Source organism: Catenuloplanes japonicus (assembly GCF_000717135.1).
GTDB lineage: Bacteria > Actinomycetota > Actinomycetes > Mycobacteriales > Micromonosporaceae > Catenuloplanes > Catenuloplanes japonicus.
This window is the reverse complement of sequence record NZ_JNXY01000006.1, coordinates 257,788-278,153: the sequence shown is the minus strand read 5'-3', so window position 1 is coordinate 278,153 and position 20,366 is coordinate 257,788. Positions and strand designations below refer to the sequence as shown.

The 20,366-nt window shown below is 72.6% G+C and carries 17 protein-coding genes; 6 read left to right on the top strand and 11 right to left on the bottom strand.

Annotation, left to right across the window (positions count from 1 at the left end; all coding sequences use genetic code 11):
* Window positions 1-64: 64 nt before the first annotated feature.
* The 3 genes from OP04_RS12030 to OP04_RS12020 form a co-directional block, all read right to left on the bottom strand.
* A complete protein-coding gene (locus tag OP04_RS12030) occupies window positions 65-1,162 on the bottom strand; it encodes a mannose-1-phosphate guanylyltransferase (protein WP_033339641.1) in 1,098 nt (365 codons plus the stop codon).
* 88 nt (window positions 1,163-1,250) lie between these two features.
* Window positions 1,251-2,396, bottom strand: a complete 1,146-nt coding sequence (locus OP04_RS12025; protein WP_033339640.1) for a glycosyltransferase family 4 protein — start codon at window positions 2,394-2,396, stop codon at window positions 1,251-1,253.
* A gap of 313 nt (window positions 2,397-2,709) precedes the next feature.
* On the bottom strand, window positions 2,710-4,632 hold the full coding sequence (locus OP04_RS12020; protein WP_033339639.1) for an acetoacetate--CoA ligase: 1,923 nt from the start codon (window positions 4,630-4,632) through the stop codon (window positions 2,710-2,712).
* Window positions 4,633-4,729: 97 nt separating this feature from the next.
* Here OP04_RS12020 and OP04_RS54605 point away from each other — a divergent pair, with 97 nt between their 5' ends.
* Together OP04_RS54605 and OP04_RS12010 are read left to right on the top strand one after the other, a co-directional pair.
* Window positions 4,730-5,956, top strand: coding sequence for a hypothetical protein (locus tag OP04_RS54605; protein ID WP_198153797.1), 1,227 nt, complete (start codon window positions 4,730-4,732; stop codon window positions 5,954-5,956).
* Between the two features lie 181 nt (window positions 5,957-6,137).
* A complete protein-coding gene (locus OP04_RS12010; protein WP_232323555.1) occupies window positions 6,138-6,983 on the top strand; it encodes an EamA family transporter in 846 nt (281 codons plus the stop codon).
* Window positions 6,984-7,970: 987 nt separating this feature from the next.
* On the opposite strand, the gene OP04_RS12005 is transcribed toward OP04_RS12010, so the two are convergent.
* Window positions 7,971-8,993, bottom strand: a complete 1,023-nt coding sequence (locus tag OP04_RS12005) for an iron-siderophore ABC transporter substrate-binding protein (protein ID WP_033339637.1) — start codon at window positions 8,991-8,993, stop codon at window positions 7,971-7,973.
* A 110-nt stretch (window positions 8,994-9,103) separates the two neighbouring features.
* Here OP04_RS12005 and OP04_RS12000 point away from each other — a divergent pair, with 110 nt between their 5' ends.
* From OP04_RS12000 to OP04_RS11990, 3 genes are read left to right on the top strand one after another with little or no spacing between them, the layout of a single operon-like run.
* Complete coding sequence (locus OP04_RS12000; protein ID WP_033339636.1) at window positions 9,104-10,135, top strand: FecCD family ABC transporter permease; 1,032 nt, start codon at window positions 9,104-9,106, stop codon at window positions 10,133-10,135.
* Complete coding sequence (locus OP04_RS11995) at window positions 10,132-11,172, top strand: FecCD family ABC transporter permease (RefSeq protein ID WP_033339635.1); 1,041 nt, start codon at window positions 10,132-10,134, stop codon at window positions 11,170-11,172. The genes OP04_RS12000 and OP04_RS11995 overlap by 4 nt, the downstream gene beginning before the upstream one ends.
* Window positions 11,169-11,969 (top strand): ABC transporter ATP-binding protein, encoded by an 801-nt coding sequence (locus OP04_RS11990; RefSeq protein ID WP_033339634.1) that lies wholly within the window; start codon window positions 11,169-11,171, stop codon window positions 11,967-11,969. The genes OP04_RS11995 and OP04_RS11990 overlap by 4 nt, the downstream gene beginning before the upstream one ends.
* Here the strand turns inward: OP04_RS11990 and OP04_RS11985 are convergent.
* The 5 genes from OP04_RS11985 to OP04_RS11965 are packed head-to-tail and all read right to left on the bottom strand — an operon-like array spanning window position 11,961 to window position 15,689.
* A complete protein-coding gene (locus OP04_RS11985; protein ID WP_033339633.1) occupies window positions 11,961-12,599 on the bottom strand; it encodes a response regulator transcription factor in 639 nt (212 codons plus the stop codon). The two genes, OP04_RS11990 and OP04_RS11985, sit on opposite strands and share 9 nt — an antisense overlap.
* Complete coding sequence (locus OP04_RS11980) at window positions 12,596-13,723, bottom strand: sensor histidine kinase (protein ID WP_085066392.1); 1,128 nt, start codon at window positions 13,721-13,723, stop codon at window positions 12,596-12,598. The genes OP04_RS11985 and OP04_RS11980 overlap by 4 nt, the downstream gene beginning before the upstream one ends.
* Before the next feature lie 29 nt (window positions 13,724-13,752).
* A complete protein-coding gene (locus OP04_RS11975; protein ID WP_033339632.1) occupies window positions 13,753-13,998 on the bottom strand; it encodes a hypothetical protein in 246 nt (81 codons plus the stop codon).
* A gap of 54 nt (window positions 13,999-14,052) precedes the next feature.
* Window positions 14,053-15,252, bottom strand: coding sequence for an RNA polymerase sigma factor (locus OP04_RS11970; RefSeq protein WP_456297620.1), 1,200 nt, complete (start codon window positions 15,250-15,252; stop codon window positions 14,053-14,055).
* A gap of 17 nt (window positions 15,253-15,269) precedes the next feature.
* Complete coding sequence (locus tag OP04_RS11965; protein WP_033339631.1) at window positions 15,270-15,689, bottom strand: YciI family protein; 420 nt, start codon at window positions 15,687-15,689, stop codon at window positions 15,270-15,272.
* A 163-nt stretch (window positions 15,690-15,852) separates the two neighbouring features.
* On the opposite strand from OP04_RS11965, the gene OP04_RS56430 reads away from it, so the two are divergent.
* On the top strand, window positions 15,853-17,037 hold the full coding sequence (locus OP04_RS56430; RefSeq protein WP_085066391.1) for a glycosyltransferase: 1,185 nt from the start codon (window positions 15,853-15,855) through the stop codon (window positions 17,035-17,037).
* 854 nt (window positions 17,038-17,891) lie between these two features.
* Here OP04_RS56430 and OP04_RS11955 read toward each other — a convergent pair.
* Window positions 17,892-19,658, bottom strand: a complete 1,767-nt coding sequence (locus OP04_RS11955) for a sensor histidine kinase (protein WP_033339630.1) — start codon at window positions 19,656-19,658, stop codon at window positions 17,892-17,894.
* A complete protein-coding gene (locus tag OP04_RS11950) occupies window positions 19,658-20,338 on the bottom strand; it encodes a response regulator transcription factor (protein WP_033339629.1) in 681 nt (226 codons plus the stop codon). The genes OP04_RS11955 and OP04_RS11950 overlap by 1 nt, the downstream gene beginning before the upstream one ends.
* Window positions 20,339-20,366: the final 28 nt, after the last annotated feature.

Here is a 20,366-nt window from a genome sequence, read left to right as displayed (position 1 = left end):
CACAGCGTAGGAGGCCGTGACCAGGGCCGCGACCGGTTGGACGGTCACGGCCCTGATCCGCGAGTCAGACGAGCGCGTGGTCCCCGCGCTGCTTGAGCTCGTCGACGAGCTGCTTGACGTCCTGCGCCCGGTCGCGCGGGCAGACCAGCACCGCGTCGTCCGTGTCGACCACGATCAGGTCGCGGACGCCGAGCGCGGCCACCAGACGGCCGGAGTGCGGCACCACGACCAGGCCGCTGGAGTCCCGGATCAGCACCTTCGGCTTCTCGGCCGCGTCCGCGCCGAGCACCATGTTGCCGGCCGCGTCCGCGGTCAGCACCTCGCCGAGCGTGTGGAAGTCGCCGACGTCGTTCCAGCCGAAGTCGCCGGAGACGGTCGCGACCTGGCCGGCCGCGGCCGCGCCCTCCATCACCGCGTAGTCGACGGAGATCTTCGGCAGCGTCGGCCACACCTCGCCGAGCACGTCCTCCTGCTCCGGGGTGTCCCAGGCGGCGGCGATGCGGGAGATGCCGGACGCGAGCTGCGGCTGCTGACGGGCCAGCTCGGTGAGGAACACGTCCACCCGCCAGACGAACATGCCGGCGTTCCACCGGTAGCGGCCGGAGGCGACGTAGGACTCGGCCACCTCGAAGGACGGCTTCTCCTTGAACTCCTTGACGCGCAGCTGCGGGCCGCCGTCGATCTCCTCGCCGCACTCCAGGTAGCCGTAGCCGGTCTCCGGGTGCGTCGGGTTGATGCCGATGGTCATCAGCAGACCGGCCTCGGCGCCCTTGATCGCGTCCTTCAGGACCGCGACGTACGCCGGCCCGTCCGCGATCAGGTGGTCGGCCGCGAACGAGCCCATCACGGCCTCCGGGTCGCGGCGCGCGATCAGCGCCGCGGCCAGCGCGATCGCGGCGCACGAGTCACGCGGCGACGGCTCGACCAGGATGTTCGCCGCGGGCAGGTCGGCCAGCTGCCGAGCCACCGCGGCCGCGTGCGACACGCCGGTCACCACGAGGGTCCGCTCCGCCGGGGCCAACGGCGCCAGACGGGCCACGGTGGCCTGCAACAACGAGTCGTCGGTGCCGGTCAACGGGTGCAGGAACTTGGGGTGACCGGCGCGGGACAGCGGCCACAGCCGCGTGCCGCTCCCACCTGCCGGGATGACGGTGTAGAACATGGCCGCCATCATGCCCGGTCACGGTGAGCACCCGAAGGCGGCACACATATACAGATGGTAACGATCAGTTACCTTCCGGAAGCCCAGGTCAGGAGGCCGCTCGGGCCCACGCGGCGACGTGCACCTCCGCGCTGGACTCCCAGGTGAACTCCTTCGCCCGGTCGAAGCCGGCCTTCGCCAGCGACCGCCGGCGCGGCTCGTCGTCGAGCAGCGCGGTCAGGTCCGTCGCGATCTGGCCCGGGGCCTCGCTGGTGTAGGCCACCGCGTCGCCGCCGACCTCGGGCAGCGAGAGCCGCGGCGTGGTGAGCACCGGGGCGGCGCACGCCATCGCCTCCAGGATCGGCAGGCCGAAACCCTCGCCATAGGACGGGTACGCCGCGACGAGCGCGCCGCCGAGGAAGCCGGGCAGGTCCGCGTACCGCAGGTATCCGGGACGGAGCAGGCGCAGGTGCGGCGGCACCTCGGCCACGGCCCGGTCGATGTCGTCGTCGTGGCCCTGGCCACCGGCGATGACCAGCGCGGGCGGGTCGTCACGGTCGACGACCGCGCGCACCCAGCCACGGATCAGGTTCGGCACGTTCTTCCGGGGCTCCTTGGCGCCGAGGAACGCGATGTACTGCGTGCCGCCCAGGCCGAGGCGGGCCCGCACGCGCGCCTTCTCGTCGTCGGTGGGCGCGTGGAACGCGGTGTGGTCCACCCCGTGGTAGGCCACGTCGATCGTGGTCGGGTCCGCATCCAGCAGGCGGATCAGCTCGTCGCGCGTCGCCTTGGAGGGCACGATCACCCGGTTGGCGCGGCGCAGCGACGTCTTGATCGCGCTGCGGAAGAACGTGCGCTTCGACTTGTCGTAGTGCTCCGGCTCGGTGAAGAACGTGGCGTCGTGGACGGTCACGGTCACCGGGCAGGCCGCACGCAGCGGGCACGTGTAGAACGGCGCGTGCAGCACGCGCGCGCCGACCTGCTGAGCCAGCATCGGCAGGCCGGTCTGCTCCCAGGCCAGCCGCGCCGGGCGGTGCGCGACCGCGGCCGGGGCGGCGATGATCTCGGCGCCGGGCAGCATCCGCGCATAACGCTCGGTATCGGTGCGCAGCGCGACAACGGCCAGGTCGACGGCGCTGCCGGACATGTTGCCGAGCGCACCGAGCAGACCATCCACGTATCTGCCCACCCCGCCACGGTCGGCGGGGACGCTGGTGGCGTCGACGAGAACGCGGGGCGGATGACCGGCGGTCACAGGGCAACTCCTCGATCTGTCATCGGTACGAAAGGTGCGGCGGCCTCGCGCGAACGGGCGGCGGCGGGGGCGTCGACCGACGCAAGCCTACGCCGATCCGGTTCTGCGGCGATGTCCACGACGCGACGGTAGAGGGTCTTTCCACCCACCGTTTACACGGCATCAGCGGATCTTCCGCCGACCCTCATCACCCCGAGCAAACCCGGTCACGCTCCGTACACCTTCGTGGGTTTCCGGAATTGAATCGGGCAGGTCACAGCGCCCCGACCAGGACCGGTTCACCACTAGGTGGCGATTTTGCACATAACGCACATCAACCTTGCGTGGCCCGTCGCGCGGCGAGTTGCTCGAACACGGCCAGCGACTCCGGGTTCACCAGCGCGCCCTTCGCCGCGGCCTCACCGGCCGGCGTCCCGCCGAGGATCCGCTTCACCGGCACCTCCAGCTTCTTTCCGGACAGCGTGCGCGGCACCGCGGCGACCTCGTGGATCTCGTCCGGCACGTGCCGCGGCGACAACCCGGTGCGCAGCGCCCGCCTGATGCCCTCACGATCAAGATCCTTCGCGGGTACGACGAAGAGCAGCAGCTCGTCCGACTCCTCCAGATGCACGACCAGTGAGTCCGCGACCTCGTCCAGCGCTTCCACCACGGAGTAGAACTCCGCCGTCCCCAGCCGCACGCCACCCCGGTTCAGCGTCGCGTCGGACCGGCCGGTGATCACACAGCTGCCGTCGGCGTCGATCGTGATCCAGTCGCCGTGCCGCCACACGCCCGGGAACACGTCGAAGTACGCCTCCCGGTACCGCGAGCCGTCCTCGTCGCCCCAGAACCCGACCGGCATGCTCGGCATCGGCGCGGTGATCACCAGCTCGCCGAGCCGGTCCCGCACCGGCTTCCCGTCCGGGTCGAACGACTCCACCCGCGCACCCAGCGCCCGGCACGAGATCTTCCCGGCCCGTACCGGCAGCAGCGGCGAACCGCCCACGAACCCGGTGCACACGTCCGTGCCACCGGACAGCGAGTCCAGCCGCAGGTCCCTGCCCACGTTCTCGTAGACCCAGTCGAAGCCCTCGGCCGGCAGCGGCGCACCGGTCGACCCGAGACCGCGGATCCTTCCCAGATCCGCGACGTCCTTCGGCACCAGCCCGGCCTTGCGGCAGGCCATCAGGAACGGCGCCGACGTGCCGAAATACGTGGTCCCGGTCTCCTCGGCCAGCCGCCACATCGCGCCCAGGTCAGGATGGGCCGGGCTGCCGTCGAACAGCACGATCGAGGCACCCACGGCCGGGCCGGAGACCAGGAAGTTCCACATCATCCAGCCGGTCGTGGTGAACCAGAGGAAACGGTCGCCGGGCCCGAGATCATGGTGCAGGGCCAGCATCTTCACGTGCTCCAGCAGGATGCCGCCGTGCCCGTGCACGATCGGCTTCGGCAGCCCGGTGGTGCCGGACGAGTAGAGCACGTAGAGCGGGTGGTCGAACGGCACCGGGTCGAACGTGAGCGGCTCGTCCGTGGGCGCGGCCAGCTCCGCCCAGGTCTCGCCACCGTCGCCGTCACCCAGATAGGGGATCGTCACCGCGTGGGTGAGCGACGGGAGCGCGGCGCGGATCTCGGCCACCTCGGCACGGCGGTCCACCGGCCTGTCGCCGTAGCGGTAGCCGTCCACCGCGACCAGCAGCGTGGGGGCGATCTGCCGCCAGCGGTCGATCACGCTGCGGACGCCGAACTCGGGCGCGCAGGAGGAGAAGACCGCGCCCAGGCTCGCGGCGGCCAGCAGCAGGATCAGCGTCTCCGGGATGTTCGGCGCGTAGGCGACCACCCGGTCGCCGCGCACGACGCCGCGGGCGCGCAGCCCGGCTCGTACCCTCGCGACCTGATCTTCGAGCTCTTCGACGGTCAGCTCCCGGGGAGCCCTGGTCTGGCTGCGCGCGACCACGATCGGCGTCCCGGGCGCGACACCGGGGGCGCGCAGCACGTGCGCGGCATAGTTGAGCGTCGCTCCGGGAAACCAGCGTGCGCCCGGCATCGAGGGGTCCGCCAGCACCCGCTCCGGCGCGTCGCCGGCACGGATCTCGAAGTGATCCCAGATCGACGACCAGAACGCCTCCGGCTCGTCGACGGACCATTCCCAGACCGTGCCGTAGTCCGCCTCGCCCCGCCCCAGCCAGCGCAGATAGGCCCCGATCCGGCTCCGGTCACGGATGTCGGCAGGGGGTGACCACAACGGCGTGCTCATGCTTAGATACTGCCCTAACAAGCGTTAAGCAGTAAGTGGGCTTTCACGATGCGTCCCGGAGATGACCGGAAAGCCGGAAAACGGTACGGTGCGCGCTATGCGACACATCTGGAGTCTGATAGCCGGGATGGTGGCGGCGCCCCTCACCTGGCTGCTGCTCGCCACCGGCCAGGCGTCGTCGTCTGCCGTGATCGCCGGCTGGGTGGCTGCCGGTCGCGGGTGGGACACCCACGATCTGATCGAGCCTGCGGTGTTCCTGGTGGTCGCCGGCGTGCTGATCGGCCTCCTCGCCACGCTGCGGATCTCCCCGGTCGGCCCGATCGTGGCCGGCGTGCTGCTGCTGTCCGGCTACGTGGCCACGTTCTTCGACCCGCTGGCCGTCCGCTCCGCGATCCCGAACGACTGGGTGATCCTGGACCGCCCGGTCCCGCTGCACGCGCCGCTGGACAACGGGACGCTCGCGCTGCTGGGCGTCATGCTGCTGATGGCGGCGTTCAGCGTGCACCGGTGGCGGCCGGTCGCGACGGCGGCCCCGGTCGAGGCGTCCGATGTGCCCGAAGCCGACGAGACCTCCGAGTCACCCGACGTACACGACTCGGGTGACCTGCACGACCCGGGCGACGTGCACGAAGCGCACGACTCGCGTGACCTGCGCGAAGCGCGGCAAGAGTCCGAGGTGTCGGTTGACGCACAGCCGGAGCTGCGGCACGCGGTCTCGGCGCTGAACGAGGACACGCAGGAACTGACGCTGGTCCAGCCGCAGCCCACGGGTCCCGCGACGCCGCAGGGCGCCGGGCCGCAGGCCGGTGGGCGGCCGCAGGGCCCGGTTCCCCAGGCCGCGGCGCCGCCTCGCGCTGCCGCTTCCCAGTCCGGTGCCACCTCGCAGCCCGGTGCCGCGTCGCAGCCGCGGGCAGCCTCGCAGCCCGGTGCCGTGTCGCCGCCTCGTGCGGCCTCGCAGCCGCGTGGTGCCCAGCCGCCTCGTGCTGCCGAGCCGCCCCGGGCCGCGGCCCCGCCCCGGGCCGCCGCACCGCGGAAGCCGTCCGTGCCGGTGACGCTGGCCAGCGTGGCCGTGCCCGGTCCGCCCGTGGAGAGCCCGGCCACGAAGCGCGCGGCCGCACCCCAGCAGCCGCAGCCTCAGCAGCCGCCGCAGCCCGCGCCGACGCCGGCCGATCCCGGCCGCCGCCCGGCCCCCGGCAGGCCCGCACCGACCGACCCGGCCGGCCCCGGCCCGGAGGAACCGCCGGTCCCGTCCGCCCGCCGCCCGGAATCACCCTGGTCCGAGCCGCCCACCGGCTCCGGCAACCGGGCCAAGTCCAACGGCTGACCGCACACCGCGCCCCCAGGGCCTCCCAGATCCTCGGATCCGGGAGGCCCTGCTCGTCTCCGCAGGCCCGTCACCAGGTCGGATGACCGATCTGCGTTGATCAGCCGTTCAGACCACATCGTGAGCCCCACGCCGGTCGGTGTAAGGGCACACGAGTGGGGGCGCGCGCATGGTGTGGATCGTGGCGACCGCGGGTTTCGCGGCAGGGGCGTGGGGCTTCGCGGACTTCCTCGCGGGCATCCTGTCCAGACGTCTGCCCGTCGTCACGCTGCTGATCTGGTCCAAGATCGCCGGCGCCGTCCTCGCGCTGATCATCGTGGCCGCCCGCGGCGTACCCTGCCCCGCCGACCCCCGCCTGCTCCTCGCGGCCATCGCCGGCCTGCTCGGACTGCCCTCGATGGGACTGCTCTACCGCGCCATGCGCGACGGCTCGCCGGCCGTGGTCGCACCGATCGCCGCGGTCGCCGCGCTGGTGCCGGTCGGCTGGGGCTTCGCCGGCGGCGAACGTTTCGGACTCGCCGGCGCGGCCGGAGTGATCACCGCACTGGCCGGCGCCACGCTGGCGAGCTGGCCGATCGAAGGTGTCCCCCGCGCGCCGATCCGTCCGGCCGCCGCCTGGCACGCGCTCGGCGCGGCGCTCTGCTTCGGCGCGTACTTCGTACTGCTCCCCGCGGCCGGCGCCGTCGACCCCTACTGGGCGACCGCGGTCGCGTGCGTGACCGGCGGCGCGGGCGCGGTCATCCTCGCGCTCGCACTGCGCCGCCGCCGCGCCGCTCGCGTCAGCCTCCGCGCCCACCTCGGACCGCTGACCACCGCCGGGGTCGTCGGCGTGCTGGAGACGCTGGCCGACGCCTCGTTCGTCCTGGCCGCCGGCGCCGGCACGCTCGGCCTCGCCGCCATGCTGTCGTCCCTCTACCCCGCCGTAACGGTGCTGCTCAACGCCTACATCCTCCGCGAACGCCTCCACATCGTCCACGGCTGCGGCGTCGCAGCCGCCCTCCTCGCCATCGCCTGCCTGGCCGGCTGACCGCCCCGTCACAAGATCAAATTCCAGGGCATCTTCCCGCTTCCAGCGTGGTGGCGGTCCGCATGCTCCCGCGGGCACCGGTCGTCGCTGGCGCTCCTCCCTGCCGGTCCCGCCGTGGTCGCCGAAAACCCGGCCCCGTCATCCGCACGGTCACGCCACAGCCGCCTCCGGCCTCCGGGGTCCGGGTCCAGGCCCAGGTCCAGGTCAGGATCCGAGCTCAGGTCCGGATCCGGATCCGGCGGCAATGAGTGCCGGCCTCGGCCATCGTGGTGCTGCTCATCGGTCTGCACCTGGCAGGCCACGGTGCGACTGCGATGTTCACCCAGGCCAGCCTGGTCTTGACCGCTTACGAAGATCTGGCCTGGTCTCGACCGCTTACTGAGGTTCAGCGTCGGGGCAAGACTGCGGCCGGCCCTGCGGCCCACTATGTCCGGGCAAGACTGCGGTCGGCGCCGTGGCCCGCTATTTACCGAAATTTCGGACGTTAATCGCCCATTGATCCCGCCGCCAGGCCGGACCATGACGCCGAATGCTCAGCATCGCCCGCCTCGATGGCGGCGGGCATGCCCGCACAGCGCTCAATCACCCGGGGCACGCCCGCGCAGTGCTCATTCACCTCAGCGCGCCCGCGGCGTCCGCGAGACCTGGCAGGGGTGCGCTTCCCACGCGGATCAGCGGTTGCCGGGTCCTCCCCGGCACCGAGGCGCGCGTCAGGCCACGTTGAGATTGATGTTGCCGATCCGGGCGACGATGTCGAGATGACCGCCGAGGCCGGTGACGTAGGCGCGCAGCGTGTCGAGGTTGGTGGCGCCGCCGTTCTCGATCTGGCTGATCCGGGCCTGGGAAGTCCGGCCGCCTCGGCGAGCTGTGCCTGGGTCATGCCCAGCTGCTTACGGATCTCGGCGAGCCGCGCGCCGCGCGGAAAGGTGCCGGGAGCCGGGCATGGGTCCGGCCCCGGCGAGAGTGCCGGGGCCGGGGTGGGGTACGTCAGCTGATGCGCTGGACCGCGGTGGCGGGGTTGCCGTCGACGGCGAGGGCGAGCTGGGGGACGAGGTTGTCGAGGAGGTAGGGGAGGCTCAGGACGGAGATGAAGGACGTGGCGGCGCCGACCTGCTCCTCGCTGACCAGGTAGATGTCGCGGCCCTCGGTGTTGACCTTGAGCTTGCCGTAGAGCGGGTCGGACTGGACCTTGGCCTTGTCCGTGTCGTACGCGTCGACGAGCCAGACGATCGTGCCGACGTCGAGGAGGTCGGTGCGCTCCTTGCTGAGGTTGGCGCCGAACTCGGTGCCGGTCACGTCGGCCAGGCCCGCGGGCGTGGTGAAGCCGAGGTCGGCCAGCAGCCGGCCGCGCGGGTCGTCGGGGCCGTAGACGTAGTAGCCCTCCCAGGTGGTGGCCATCATGCCGCTGGCGCCGGCGAACTCGGGGTGCGCGGCCCGCTCCGCCGCGAACCGGTCCTCGACGCCCTTGATGATCTCCTCGGTCTGCGCGGACCTGCCGACCGCCTTGCCGACGCTGCGGGTGAGGTCCTGCCAGCTCACGCCGTAGTCGATGCTGCCCTTGGGTGCGGCGACGACCGGTGCGATCTTGGAGAGCGTGGCGTACTCCTCCGCGGTCATGCCGGAGTAGATGCCGATGATCAGGTCGGGGCGCAGCGCGGCGACCTTCTCGACCTGGATGCCGTCCGTGTCGGTGAGCACCTCGGGCGGCGTGGCGGAGCCGAGCTCGTCCTGGGCCCAGGGCCAGATCGCGCCCGGCTTCTTGCCGAACCACTCGGTGGTGGCGACCGGGACGACGCCGAGCGCGAGCAGTGCGTCCTGTTCGACCAGTCCGACCGCGACGACGCGCTTCGGCTCGGCCGGGATGGTGGTGCTGCCGTACTTGTGCTCGATGGACACCGGGAACGCGCCGGACGACGCGGTCGGGGCCTCCGACTCCTCCGAGGCGCCCCCGCAGGCGGCGAGCGCCAGGAGGAGCCCGGTCGCCGCCAGACGAATAACGGTTTGCCTCACGGCAGTTTCCTTTCAGCAAAGAAGACCGCCAGGTGGTGGCCCTACCCGCGAGCGTAGGTTAGCCTCGCCTAACTTTGCGAGACAAGATTTGATCACGGACGGAGAACGCGTTGACGCAGACCGCAGCGGTCGCGGGCCCGGCCCGTGCCCGGACGCGGCGCCGGATGACCGGACTCCTGATCGGACTGGCCGCACTCGCGGTCGCGGTGGTGCTCAGCATCGCGGTCGGCAGCCGCTTCATCGGCCCGGCCGAGGTGTGGCGCGTGCTGTGGAACGACGACGGCTCGCCGTCCGCCGTGATCGTCCACCAGCTCCGGCTGCCCCGGACCGCGCTCGCGATCGGCGTCGGCGCCGCGCTGGGCCTGGCCGGCACGCTGATGCAGGCGCTCACCCGCAATCCGCTGGCCGAGCCGGGCCTGCTCGGCGTGAACCTGGGCGCGTCCACCGGCGTGGTGATCGCGATCGCGTTCCTGGGCGTGGGGAGCGCCACCGGATACGTCTGGTTCGCGTTCCTCGGCGCGGCGCTGACCTCCGCGATCGTGTTCGCGCTCGGCGGTTCCGGGCGCGCGGCCACCCCGGAGCGCCAGGTGCTGGCCGGCGTCTCGTTCACGGCCGTGCTCGGCGCGATCGTCTGGGCGGTCCTGGTGACCCGGCGCGACGCGTTCGACAAGTACCGGCACTGGGACGTCGGCTCGCTCTCCGACCGGGAGACGGACACGCTGGTCCAGGTCGCGCCGTTCCTGGTCGTCGGCATCCTGCTGGCGCTGGCGCTCGGCGGGCGGCTCAACGCGCTCGGCATGGGCGACGAGTCGGCCACCGCGCTCGGCGCGCACCCGGGCCGGATCCGGGTGCTCGGCATCGTCGCGATCACGCTGCTCTGCGGCGCCGCGACCGCGGCCTGCGGTCCACTGTGGTTCATCGGGCTGGCCGTGCCGTACATCGCGCGGATGTTCACCGGCGCGGACCACCGCTGGATCCTGGTCTACGCGCTGGTGCTCGGCCCGACGCTGCTGCTGGTCTCCGACGTGGCCGGCCGCGTGCTGGTCTCGCCGGCCGAGCTGCCGGTCGGCGTGGTGACCGCGTTCCTGGGCGCGCCGCTGTTCATCGCACTGTGCCGGCGCCGGAAGCTGAGGCTGCTGTGAAGGCCGGGTCGAAGGTGCGCGCGGTCAGGTACGGACCCGTCTCGCTACGGCTGCACCCGCGCGCGCTCGCCGTCGGCGCGGCACTGCTGCTCGTCGCGCTCGCCGTCGCGCTGGTCAACCTGACCAGCGGCGATTTCCCGCTGCCCGCCTCCGACGTGCTGCGCAGCCTGGTCGGCCAGGGCGACGCCGGCACCGACTTCATCGTGCTGGAGCTGCGGCTCCCCCGCGTGCTGCTCACGCTGCTGGTCGGCGCCGCGCTCGGTGCCGGCGGCGCGGTCTTCCAGAGCCTCACCCGCAACCCGCTCGGCAGTCCGGACTTCGTCGGCATCACGGTGGGCGCGGCCACGGGCGCGCTGGTCGTGATGCTGATCCTCGGCGGTGGCGGCGTGCAGGTCGCCACCGGCGCCGTGATCGGCTGCGTCGCCACGTCGGTCGGCATCTACCTGCTGGCCTTCCGGCGTGGCGCGCAGCCGTTCCGGCTGGTGCTGATGGGTGTGGGCGTGTCCGCGCTGCTGGAGGCGTTCAACTCGTACCTGATCTACCGCGGCCGGCTGGACGAGGCGATGGCGGCGCAGGTCTGGCAGATCGGCAGCGTCAACGGCCGCACCTGGACCGAGGTGACGATCGTCGGAGTGGCGGTCGCGGTGCTGCTGCCGATCGCGCTGTACTACGGGCGCCAGCTGACCATGCTCTCGCTCGGCGACGAGATGGCCGTGCTGCACGGCGTGCCGGTCGAGCGCAGCCGGATCGTGCTGGCGCTGGCCGCGGTCGGGCTGGCCGCGGGTGCCACCGCGGCGGCCGGGCCGATCGCGTTCGTGGCGCTGGCCGCGCCGCCGCTCGCGGCCCGGCTGACCCGCTCGCCCGGTGCGGGCATCCTGCCGGCCGCCATGATGGGCGCGGCGCTGCTCACGGCCGGTGACTGGGCGGCCCAGCACACGCTGCCCGGCGACGACATCCCGGTCGGGATCATCACGGCCGCGCTGGGCGGCGTGTACCTGACCTGGCTGCTGATCCACGAACGACGTACCCGGGGATGATCATGAGATTGCGGGCTTCGGACCTCACCTTGGCGTACGACCGGCGGGTGGTCGCCTCGAACCTGGACGTCTCGATCACGGACGGCTCGTTCACCGTGATCGTCGGGCCGAACGCGTGCGGGAAGTCCACGCTGCTCAAGGCGCTGGCGCGGGTGCTGACGCCGCAGTCGGGCGCGGTGCACCTGGACGGGCGGGCGATCAGTTCCTATCCGTCCAAGGAGGTCGCACGCCGGCTGGGCATGCTGCCGCAGTCCCCGGTCGTACCCGGTGGGATCGTGGTCGAGGAGCTTGTCGCGCGCGGGCGGTTCGCCCATCAGCGGCTGCTGCGGCAGTGGTCGCCGGAGGACGAGGCCGCGGTCGCGGACGCGATGCGGCTCACCGGCACGGAAGCGCTGGCGGACCGGTTCGTCGACGAGCTGTCCGGCGGGCAGCGGCAACGCGTGTGGCTCGCGGTCGCGCTCGCGCAGCAGACCTCGATCCTGCTGCTCGACGAGCCGACCACGTTCCTGGACCTGTCGCACCAGTTCGAGGTGCTGGATCTCTGCGCCGACCTGCACGAACAGGGCCGGACCATCGTCGCGGTGCTGCACGACCTCAACCACGCCTGCCGGTACGCCACCGAGCTGATCGTGATGCGCGACGGCGCGGTGCTGGCGCAGGGGCCGCCGGCCGAGGTGATGACCGCGGAGCTGGTCGAGCGCGTCTTCGCCATGCCGTGCCGCGTGATGACCGACCCGGAGACGGAGACGCCGATGATCGTCCCGGCCAGTCGTGCGCGGCGAAGGGCCCTAGCCTAGGCCGTGCCGGGTGGCGTACCCGGCCGCCTCGGTCCGGTTCCGCGCGCCGATCTTGGCGAACGCGTTGTTGATGTGCGTCTTGATCGTCGCCTCCGTGACGAACAGCGCGGCCGCGATCTCCGCGTTCGTCCCGCCGCCCGCGAGCCGGCCCAGCACCTCCGCCTCGCGCGGCGTGAGCCCGTCCGGCAGCGCCTCTTTCTTCGGCACCGGGCGTTTCAGCACGTCGACGAGGTGAGTGGAGACCACGGGCGCGAACATCGCGTGCCCGGTCGCGGCCGCGCGCAACGCCATCGCGATCTCGGCCCGGCCCGCGTCCTTCGTCAGGTAGCCGCGCGCGCCCGCGGCCAGCGCGCCCGAGATCGAGTCGTCGTCCGCATAGGTCGTCAGCACCACCACGGCCACGTCCGGGAAGCGGGCCTGGATCCGCGCGGTCGCCTCGACGCCGTCCAGCCGCGGCATGCGCAGGTCCATCAGCACCACGTCGGGCAGGTGGGTCGCGGTCAGCTCCAGCGCCTCCCGGCCGTCCGCCGCCGCGCCCACCACCTCGATGTCGTCGGTCAGCTCCAGCAGCGCGGTCAGGCCCTCGCGCACCAGCTGCTGATCGTCGGCCACCAGGACCCGTAACGTCACGCCGGCACCTCCGCGTCCACCCGCCACACCCCGTCGGCATACGCCGCGTCCAGCGTGCCACCCACCAGCGCCAGCCGCTCCCGCGCACCGATCAGGCCGTGACCGTCGCCGGGCGCGTGCTCCGGCGCCGCACTGTTCGCCACGGTCAGCCGCGTGGTGTCAGGCCCGAATTCAAGATCTATCTCCACGGGTACGCCCGGCGCGTGCTTCGCCGCGTTCGTGAGCGCCTCGCGGGCCGTCCGCAGCAGCGACATCTTCGGCTCGGACTCCAGCTGCCGCGCCGTGCCGTCGACGCGCAGCGTGACCTCGACGCCGTGGTTCGCGCGGTGCGTCGCGACCAGGCCGTCCAGCGCCTCCGGCAACGGCGGCACGTCCGTGCGCAGCGCCGCCACCGCGGCCCGCGCCTCGGCCAGACCGTCCGCGGCCAGTCGTCGCGCGCGCTTGACCCGTACCGTGGCCTCGTCGTATCTGTGCTTGTCGAGCTGCGCCTCGGCCACCTCCAGCTGCACGCCGAGCGCGCCCAGCGAGTGCGCCAGCACGTCGTGCAGTTCGCGGGAGATCCGCGTCCGCTCGTCCAGCGCGGCCGCGTGCGCCTGGGCCTGCTGGGTGCGCGAGGTCTGCTCCAGCAGCAGCGCGGTCTGCTCGGCCCGCAGCCGGAACTCGCGCCGGTGCAGGCCGAACAGCACCACGATCAGGACCAGGCCGGGCTGGGTGAGCATCGCGGTCGCGCCGTGGCCGGTCAGGTGGAGACCGATCAGCAGCACCACGATGATCATGCCGGTCAGGGCCAGGATCGCAGGCAACGGCGTGCGCGTCAGCAGCACGAACGTCAGCAGCGCGCCATAGAGGAACAGCAGCGCGGACGCGTCCTCGGGACGGCCGGTGACGCCCGCGGGCAGCAGCGCCGCGAGCGCGAGCGCGACCAGGGCCGCGCGGGGCGTGCGCCGGTCCATCACCACGAAGTAGAGCCAGGCGGCGAAGCTCGCGGTGAGGACCGGTCGCACGCCGGGGCTGGCCGGTCCGGAGAAGAGCAGCATCCAGAGCAGCAGCGTGCTGAGCACGATCCGCACCAGCCACCCGGTCTCCGGATCGTCCGCCCGCACCAACCGGCCCAGCCACCTCACCCGCGCACGCCTCCCGTTCGGCGACCTGATCAGCCCTGTTCACGGACCAGGGTCAGCAGCAGATCCAGGACCAGCATCCGGTACGCGACGAAGCCCAGCCCGGCCACGACCAGCACCACCAGCGCCGCCACGATGACACGTCCGGTCACTTTCCCACCATCCCGCTCGATGACCCGCCCGATGACCGCCTCCGCGACCCTGGTTCCCCGGCTGCCGTTCCGATCGCCGGTCAGCACGTAGTTGATCGCGCTCCGCTTTCCGTCGTGTTCGCTCATGGCCCTGACGCTACGAACACACCCGGGTGGAACGGCACGACCGCAGGGTGGAGATCAGGGTGGAGACAGTTTGCGGAGGAGAACGGCCCGTTCCCTGTCGTTCCGGCACAGCGCGGCCGCCCGTTCCAGCTCAGCGCGCGCCTCCGCCCGCCGCCCCAGCCGGATCAGCAACTCGCCGCGCACAGCCGGCAACAGGTGTGATCCGGACAGCCCGGTCAGGCCGTCCACCATGGTCAGCGCGCGCTCCGGGCCGTACGCCATCGACACGGCCACGGCCTGGTTGAGCGAGACGATCGGCGACGGCGCCACCCGGCCGAGCGCCTCGTAGAGCAGCACGATCCGCTCCCAGTCCGTGCCGGGCACCGACGGCGCCGCGTCGTGGCAGGCCGCGATGGCCGCCTGCAGCCCGTACGGGCCCAGGCCCCGGCCCAGCGCGGACGCCCGGTCCAGCGCGGCCGTCCCCCGCCGGATCGCGGACCGGTCCCAGAGCCGGCGGTCCTGCTCCTCCAGCAGGATCGGCTCACCGTCCGGGCCGGTCCGGGCCGGGAAGCGCGCCGCGGTCAGCTCGCACAGCGCCAGCAGCCCGTGCACCTCCGGCTCGTCCGGCAGCAGCGCGACCAGCATCCGGGCCAGCCGGATCGCCTCCCGTGCCAGGTCCGGACGCAGCAGGTCCGGGCCGGACGTGGCGGTCGCGCCCTCCGTGAAGACCACGTAGAGCACGCTCAGCACGGTGCCGAGCCGCTCCCGGCGCTGGTCCGCGGCCGGCAACGCGAACGCGACCCGCGCCGCCACGATCGTCTTCTTCGCCCGGGTGATCCGGGCCTGCAACGTCGCGACCGGCACCAGGAACGCGCGAGCGATCTCCTCGCTGGTCAGGCCGCCGACCGCACGCAACGTCAGCGCCACCCGGGCCTCCGGCGCGAGCACCGGATGGCAGGCCGTGAAGATCAGCGCCAGCACGTCGTCGTCGATCCGGTCCGGATCCCAGCTCTCCTCCGCCGCGGCCTCCGGCGGGGCCAGCAGCGGGAGGCGCTTCTCCAGCGCGGCCCGGCGGCGGAACGCGTCGATCGCCCGCCGCCGCGCCGTTGCCAGCAGCCAGCCGGCCGGGTTGTCCGGCGTGCCGTCCCGCTCCCAGGAGACGAGCGCCTCGGCCAGCGCCTCCTGGGCCACGTCCTCGGCGAGCGCGAAGTCACCGGTGTAGCGGGCGAGCGCGCTGACGATCCGGGCCGACTCGATCCGCCAGACCGCCTCCACGGCCCGCCCCGCGTGCATTACAGCTGGCCCGTGCGCTCGCGCCAGGCCCGCTCGAGCGCGACCCACTTGTTGTCCTGCGGGAACTCGTCGATGCCCGGCACCCGGCGGATCTCGCACTTCGCACCCGGGATGGCCGGCATCCGCTTCCCCCACTCCACGGCCTCCTCGATCGTGGCTACGTCGAGGATGTAGTAGCCGCCGAACAGCTCCTTCGTCTCGCCGTAGGGGCCGTCCGTGACCACCGGCGTCTCGCCGCTGTAGTCGATGACCACGCCGTTCGCCGCGTCGTCCAGGCCCTCGGCCGCCACCAGCACGCCGGCCTGGATCAGCTCCTCGTTGAAGCGGCCCACGACGTCCAGCATCTCCTCCATCGGCGTCTTGACCATCGTGGCCAGCGACTCGTCCGTGTTCCGCATGATCAGCATGTACTTCGCCATGGTGGCTCTCCTCCGTACCCGCTCAGGCCCGTTCCTCGGCCTCTGACACTCCCAGGTCGAACGGCCCCGCCCCGGATCGACACGTCCGCCGGACTTTTTCTCGTATCACCCGGGTCCGGTCGCGTATGGCCCTCCCGCCACCCCGTGCGGTTGGCTTCAGGACATGATCAAAGTGCTGCTGACCAGCCTGGCCGTGCCGTCCCACCTGTGGACCATGGTCATCCCGACGGCCCGCGCGCTGGCCGCGGCCGGGCACGAGGTCACGGTCGCGACCGCCGCGCCGATGGCGGCCTCGCACGCGGCCGCGGCCGGCGTGCCGATGCTCCCGCTGCGGCAGATGCTCACCCAGGACCAGCTGGCCGCGGATCCGGAGCTGGCCGCGCAGGCCGGGTTCGGCGGGCAGGGCACGCTCGCGGACGATCCGGACGCCACGCCCGCGTCACGCTTCGGCCGGTTCATGGCCGGCGTGCTGGCCGAGCGCGCGGCCGCGGAGCTGATCGACCGTGCCGCGCCGGACCTGGTGATCCGGGAATCGCTCGACTTCAGCGGCCTGCTGCTCGCGGAGAAGCTCGGCGTTCCGCTGGTCACGCTGGACAACGCGCCGCTGGAGCTGCTGGCCCGCGACCCCGCGCTGTTGCCCTGGCTCAACCGCTCGCGCGCCGCGCTCGGCCTGCCGGCGACCACCGATCTGGCCGCCGTGACGGACGGCCCGTGGATCACCTGGATCGCGCCCGGCTGGACGCCCGCCGCCGCCACCCCACCGGACTCCCGCGCCTATCAGGCCCCGCCCTCGCCCCACACTCCGCCAGACCTGGCGGACGTCGAGAAACCGCTGGTCCTCGTCGCATTCGGCTCGCTGCTGCGGCACACGGTCGGCGTCGACGGCTCCCCGCTGGCCCGCGTGGTCGAGGCACTGGGCACGCTGCCGTGCACCGCGATCGTGGCGCTCGGCGACGACGAGGCGCTCGCCGCCTGGACCGGCCCGCGCCCGGCGAACGTCCGCCTCACCGGCTTCGCCCCGCAGCGCGCACTGCTCCCCCACTGCGACCTCTTCATCACGCACGCCGGTTTCGGCAGCCTCCGCGAGTCGCTGACCGCGGGCGTCCCGATGCTCGCGCTCCCGCTCCACTCCGAACAGCCCGCCAACGCCCGCCGCCTCACCGAACTCGGCGCCGGCCTCACCCTCGACCCCGCCACCGCGTCCGCCGCCGACATTGCCGAGGCCACCCGCACGCTGCTCGCCGATCCCGCCTACCGCACCGCCGCCCAGGACTGGCAGCGCCGCATCACCGCCCTCCCCGGCACCCCCACGATGATCCGCGACCTGGAAGCACTGGTGCGCGGCTGAGTTCTCAGCGTCCGGCAGGGCCCGCAGTCGCCCGTCCAGGCGGCTATTTACTGAAATATCGGGCGCGAAGCGCCCGACAGCCCCATCGGCGCCATCCGGACCACCCCTTGATGCCCAAAGATCAGAAGACCCGAAATGCACAAGATCATTTTCCCGCTTCCGGCGTGGTCCGGCCCGCATGCTCCCGCGGGCAAACCTCGCCTCGCGCCAAGACTCCGCTGGCGCTCCGCTTGCCACTCGCCATCGGAGCCGGTTCCCCCGTGGCCGGGAACGAGCACGCGACTCCCGTCGCCGCCCGCGGCAGGCGGCGCGACGCACGCCGCACGGGTGCTCCGGAACCACGGGGAACCGGCTCCGACCGGCGGATCGAAAACAAGCACCCAATTCCCGTCGCTGCCGACGGCAGGCGACGCGACCCACACCACGCGGGTATTCCGGAACCACGGCGAAACCGGCTCCGACCGGTGGATCGAAGCGGAGCGCCAGCGGAGTCTTCGAGGAACCGGAGGTTTGCCCGCGGGAGCATGCGGGCCGCACCACGCTGGAAGCGGGAAAATCGGTTGTGGGATTGACTTCGGGCCGGGCCAAGCGCCGGTGCCGGCGGACGGACTGAACCGTCGCGTAAGCGGGATCGGGGTCTGGGGTCGCCCCCAGGCAAGCTCAAGTGCCCGCGGGAGCATGCGGGCCGCACCACGCCGGAAGCGGGAAAAGGAATTTATGCAATTAAAAGCGGCTTATCGGGGCTTCCGGCGGCGAGGTCCGGACCTGCCTCGATCGACGCGCACTCCGTGCCCGAGATTTCGGGAAATAGCGGCCGAAGCATCCTCGCCCTGACGCCGAGAGCGCGGCGGTCATCACGTCGTCGGGAGGATGACGGTGAAGGTGGCGCCGTGGCCGGGGGTGCTGGTGGCGGTGAGGTCGCCGCCGTGGGCACGGGCCAGCTGGCGGGCGATGGGCAGGCCGAGGCCGCTGCCGCCGGTGGTACGGGAGCGGGAGCCGTCCGCGCGCCAGAAGCGGTCGAAGACCTTCGGGAGGTCGGCGGCGGCGATGCCGGGGCCGGTGTCGGTCACGGCGATGACCATGCGGCCGGGGCGCATGGAGAGGAGCACCGTGACCGTGCCGCCGGGCGACGTGTGGCGGACCGCGTTGGAGACCAGGTTGCCGACGATCTGGCGCAGGCGCACCGGGTCGACCGTGACCTCGGGGTCGTCCGTGGTCGACAGCGTCAGCGTGACCGTGCCGGCGCCGCGGTGTGCGTCGAGCAGCTGTTCGAGCAGGTCGCGGACGTAGGTGGGTTCCGGGTGCACGCGCAGGCTGCCGGCCTCGAGCGCGGCGATGTCGCGCAGGTCGTCGACCACGTGGTGGAGCAGCACGGACTCCTCGACCAGCAGGTCCAGCACTTCCTGGTCGACCTCGACGGCGCCGTCCCGCGCGGTCTCCAGCCAGGTACGGATGTTCGTCAGCGGCGTCCGCAGCTCGTGCGCGATGTCGTTGACCATGGCGGTGCGCTGCTGCTCCAGCGCCTGCCGGCGCGCGGACAGGTCGTTGAACGCGGCCGCCAGATATCCGATCTCGTCCCGGGTGGTGATCGGCACCGGCTCCTGCCGGTCCGCGGGCTGGCGGGCCGCGTCGGTGAGCGCGCGCAGCGGCCGGACCAGGCGGCGCCCGGCCACGATCGTCGCGGCCAGCGTGAGCAGCAGGATGACCAGCGCGGTGCCGGCGATCCGGAGCGTGTTCGCGGTGGAGAGCGTGACCGCGGGCGTGGGTGCGGCGAGTCCGGTGACGAACAGCAGCGCGCGCGGCGCGACGTAGGGGCGCAGCTGCGCGCGGCGCGCCTCCTCGATGCAGTCCCGCACCCGGTTGTCCTCGTCCGCGGTGGGCGGGTCGCCGTCGTACCGTGGTGTGAACTCCGGTGTGATCGTGTAGCCCGCGTCCTTCACGCTCCCGCTGTTGCACCTGATGGTGAGGCCGGCCAGCTCGGCCAGCGGCCCGCGTTCGGTGCCGACCGGGTCGAGCCGGCCCATCAGCGCGCACCGCGTGATCGGCGGTGGTCCGCCGCCGGCCGCGCGGATCGTGGGGCGGCCGCTGGGCAGCGTGACCACCTCGGCCGGGAGGTTCTGCCGGCCGAGGCAGACGACCTCCACGTCCGCGAGGCGGCGCAGCTGGTCGCGTTCGGCATCGGTCAGGCGGTACGGCCCGACCACGTCCGGATGGATGCGGCCGCCGGTGTCGCGCACGATGCCCCGGTCCAGGCTGAGCGGGTCGACCGTGGCCGTGGGCACGTCCGAGGCCGCGACCGCGTCCGCCGCGTCCGGGGACGAGGCCGCGATCAGCGCCCGGTCCGGCGTGGTCAGCGCGATCCGGGTGCCGGTCAGGTCGGCCTGCCGCCGGACCAGCTCGGCCGCGCCGTTCCAGCTGTCGTGGCCGGCCGCGTACGCGATGATCGCGTTGTAGACGTCCGTGTCGGACGCGAGCGTGCGGCTCTGCTCCACGGTGACCGCGCGGGTGGTGAGCTGCACGGTCAGCCACGCGGTCGCGGCGACCGCGCACACCGCGATCAGCATGGACGTGGCGAGCAGCCGGACCAGCAGGCTGCGGTGCGGCGGGACCGCGGCGCGCATCAGGCGCCGGCCAGCTTGTAGCCGACGCCGTAGACGGTGAGCAGCAGCACGGGGCGGCGCGGGTTCGGCTCGATCTTGCGGCGAAGGTTCGACATGTGGGTGTCGATCGTGCGCTCGGTGGAGTCCCGGCCGTAGCCGTTGGTCTGTTCGAGCAGCTGGGCGCGGGTGAAGACGCGTTCCGGCTGGTGTGCGAGCGTCACCAGGATCGCGAACTCGTCGGGCGTGCAGTCGATCTCCCGGTCGCCGACCGTGACGGTCCGGCGGGTCAGGTCGACCGCGACCGGGCCGGCCCGCAGCACGTCCCGGGTGGAGCCGCGGTCGGCGCGCCGCAGCAGCGTCCTGATCCGGGCCAGCAGCTCCCGCGGCCGGTACGGCTTGGTGAGGTAGTCGTCCGCGCCGCGATCCAGTCCGAGCAGCAGATCGTCCTCGCTGGTCCGCGCCGTCAGCATCAGCACCGGCACGTCGGACTCGCGGCGGATCACGGCGCACAGGTCGAGGCCGTCCATCTCCGGCATCATCACGTCGAGCAGCAGCAGGTCGGGACGCAGCCGGCGGGCGTGGTCCAGCGCGGTGCGGCCGTCGTGCGCGACCGTGGTCCGATAGCCGGCCGACTCCAGGTAACGCCGCAATATCTCAGCGTGTTTGTGGTCGTCCTCGGCTATCAGCAAGTGTGCGGACACGACGTCGACAATAGATGGGCCCCATCGC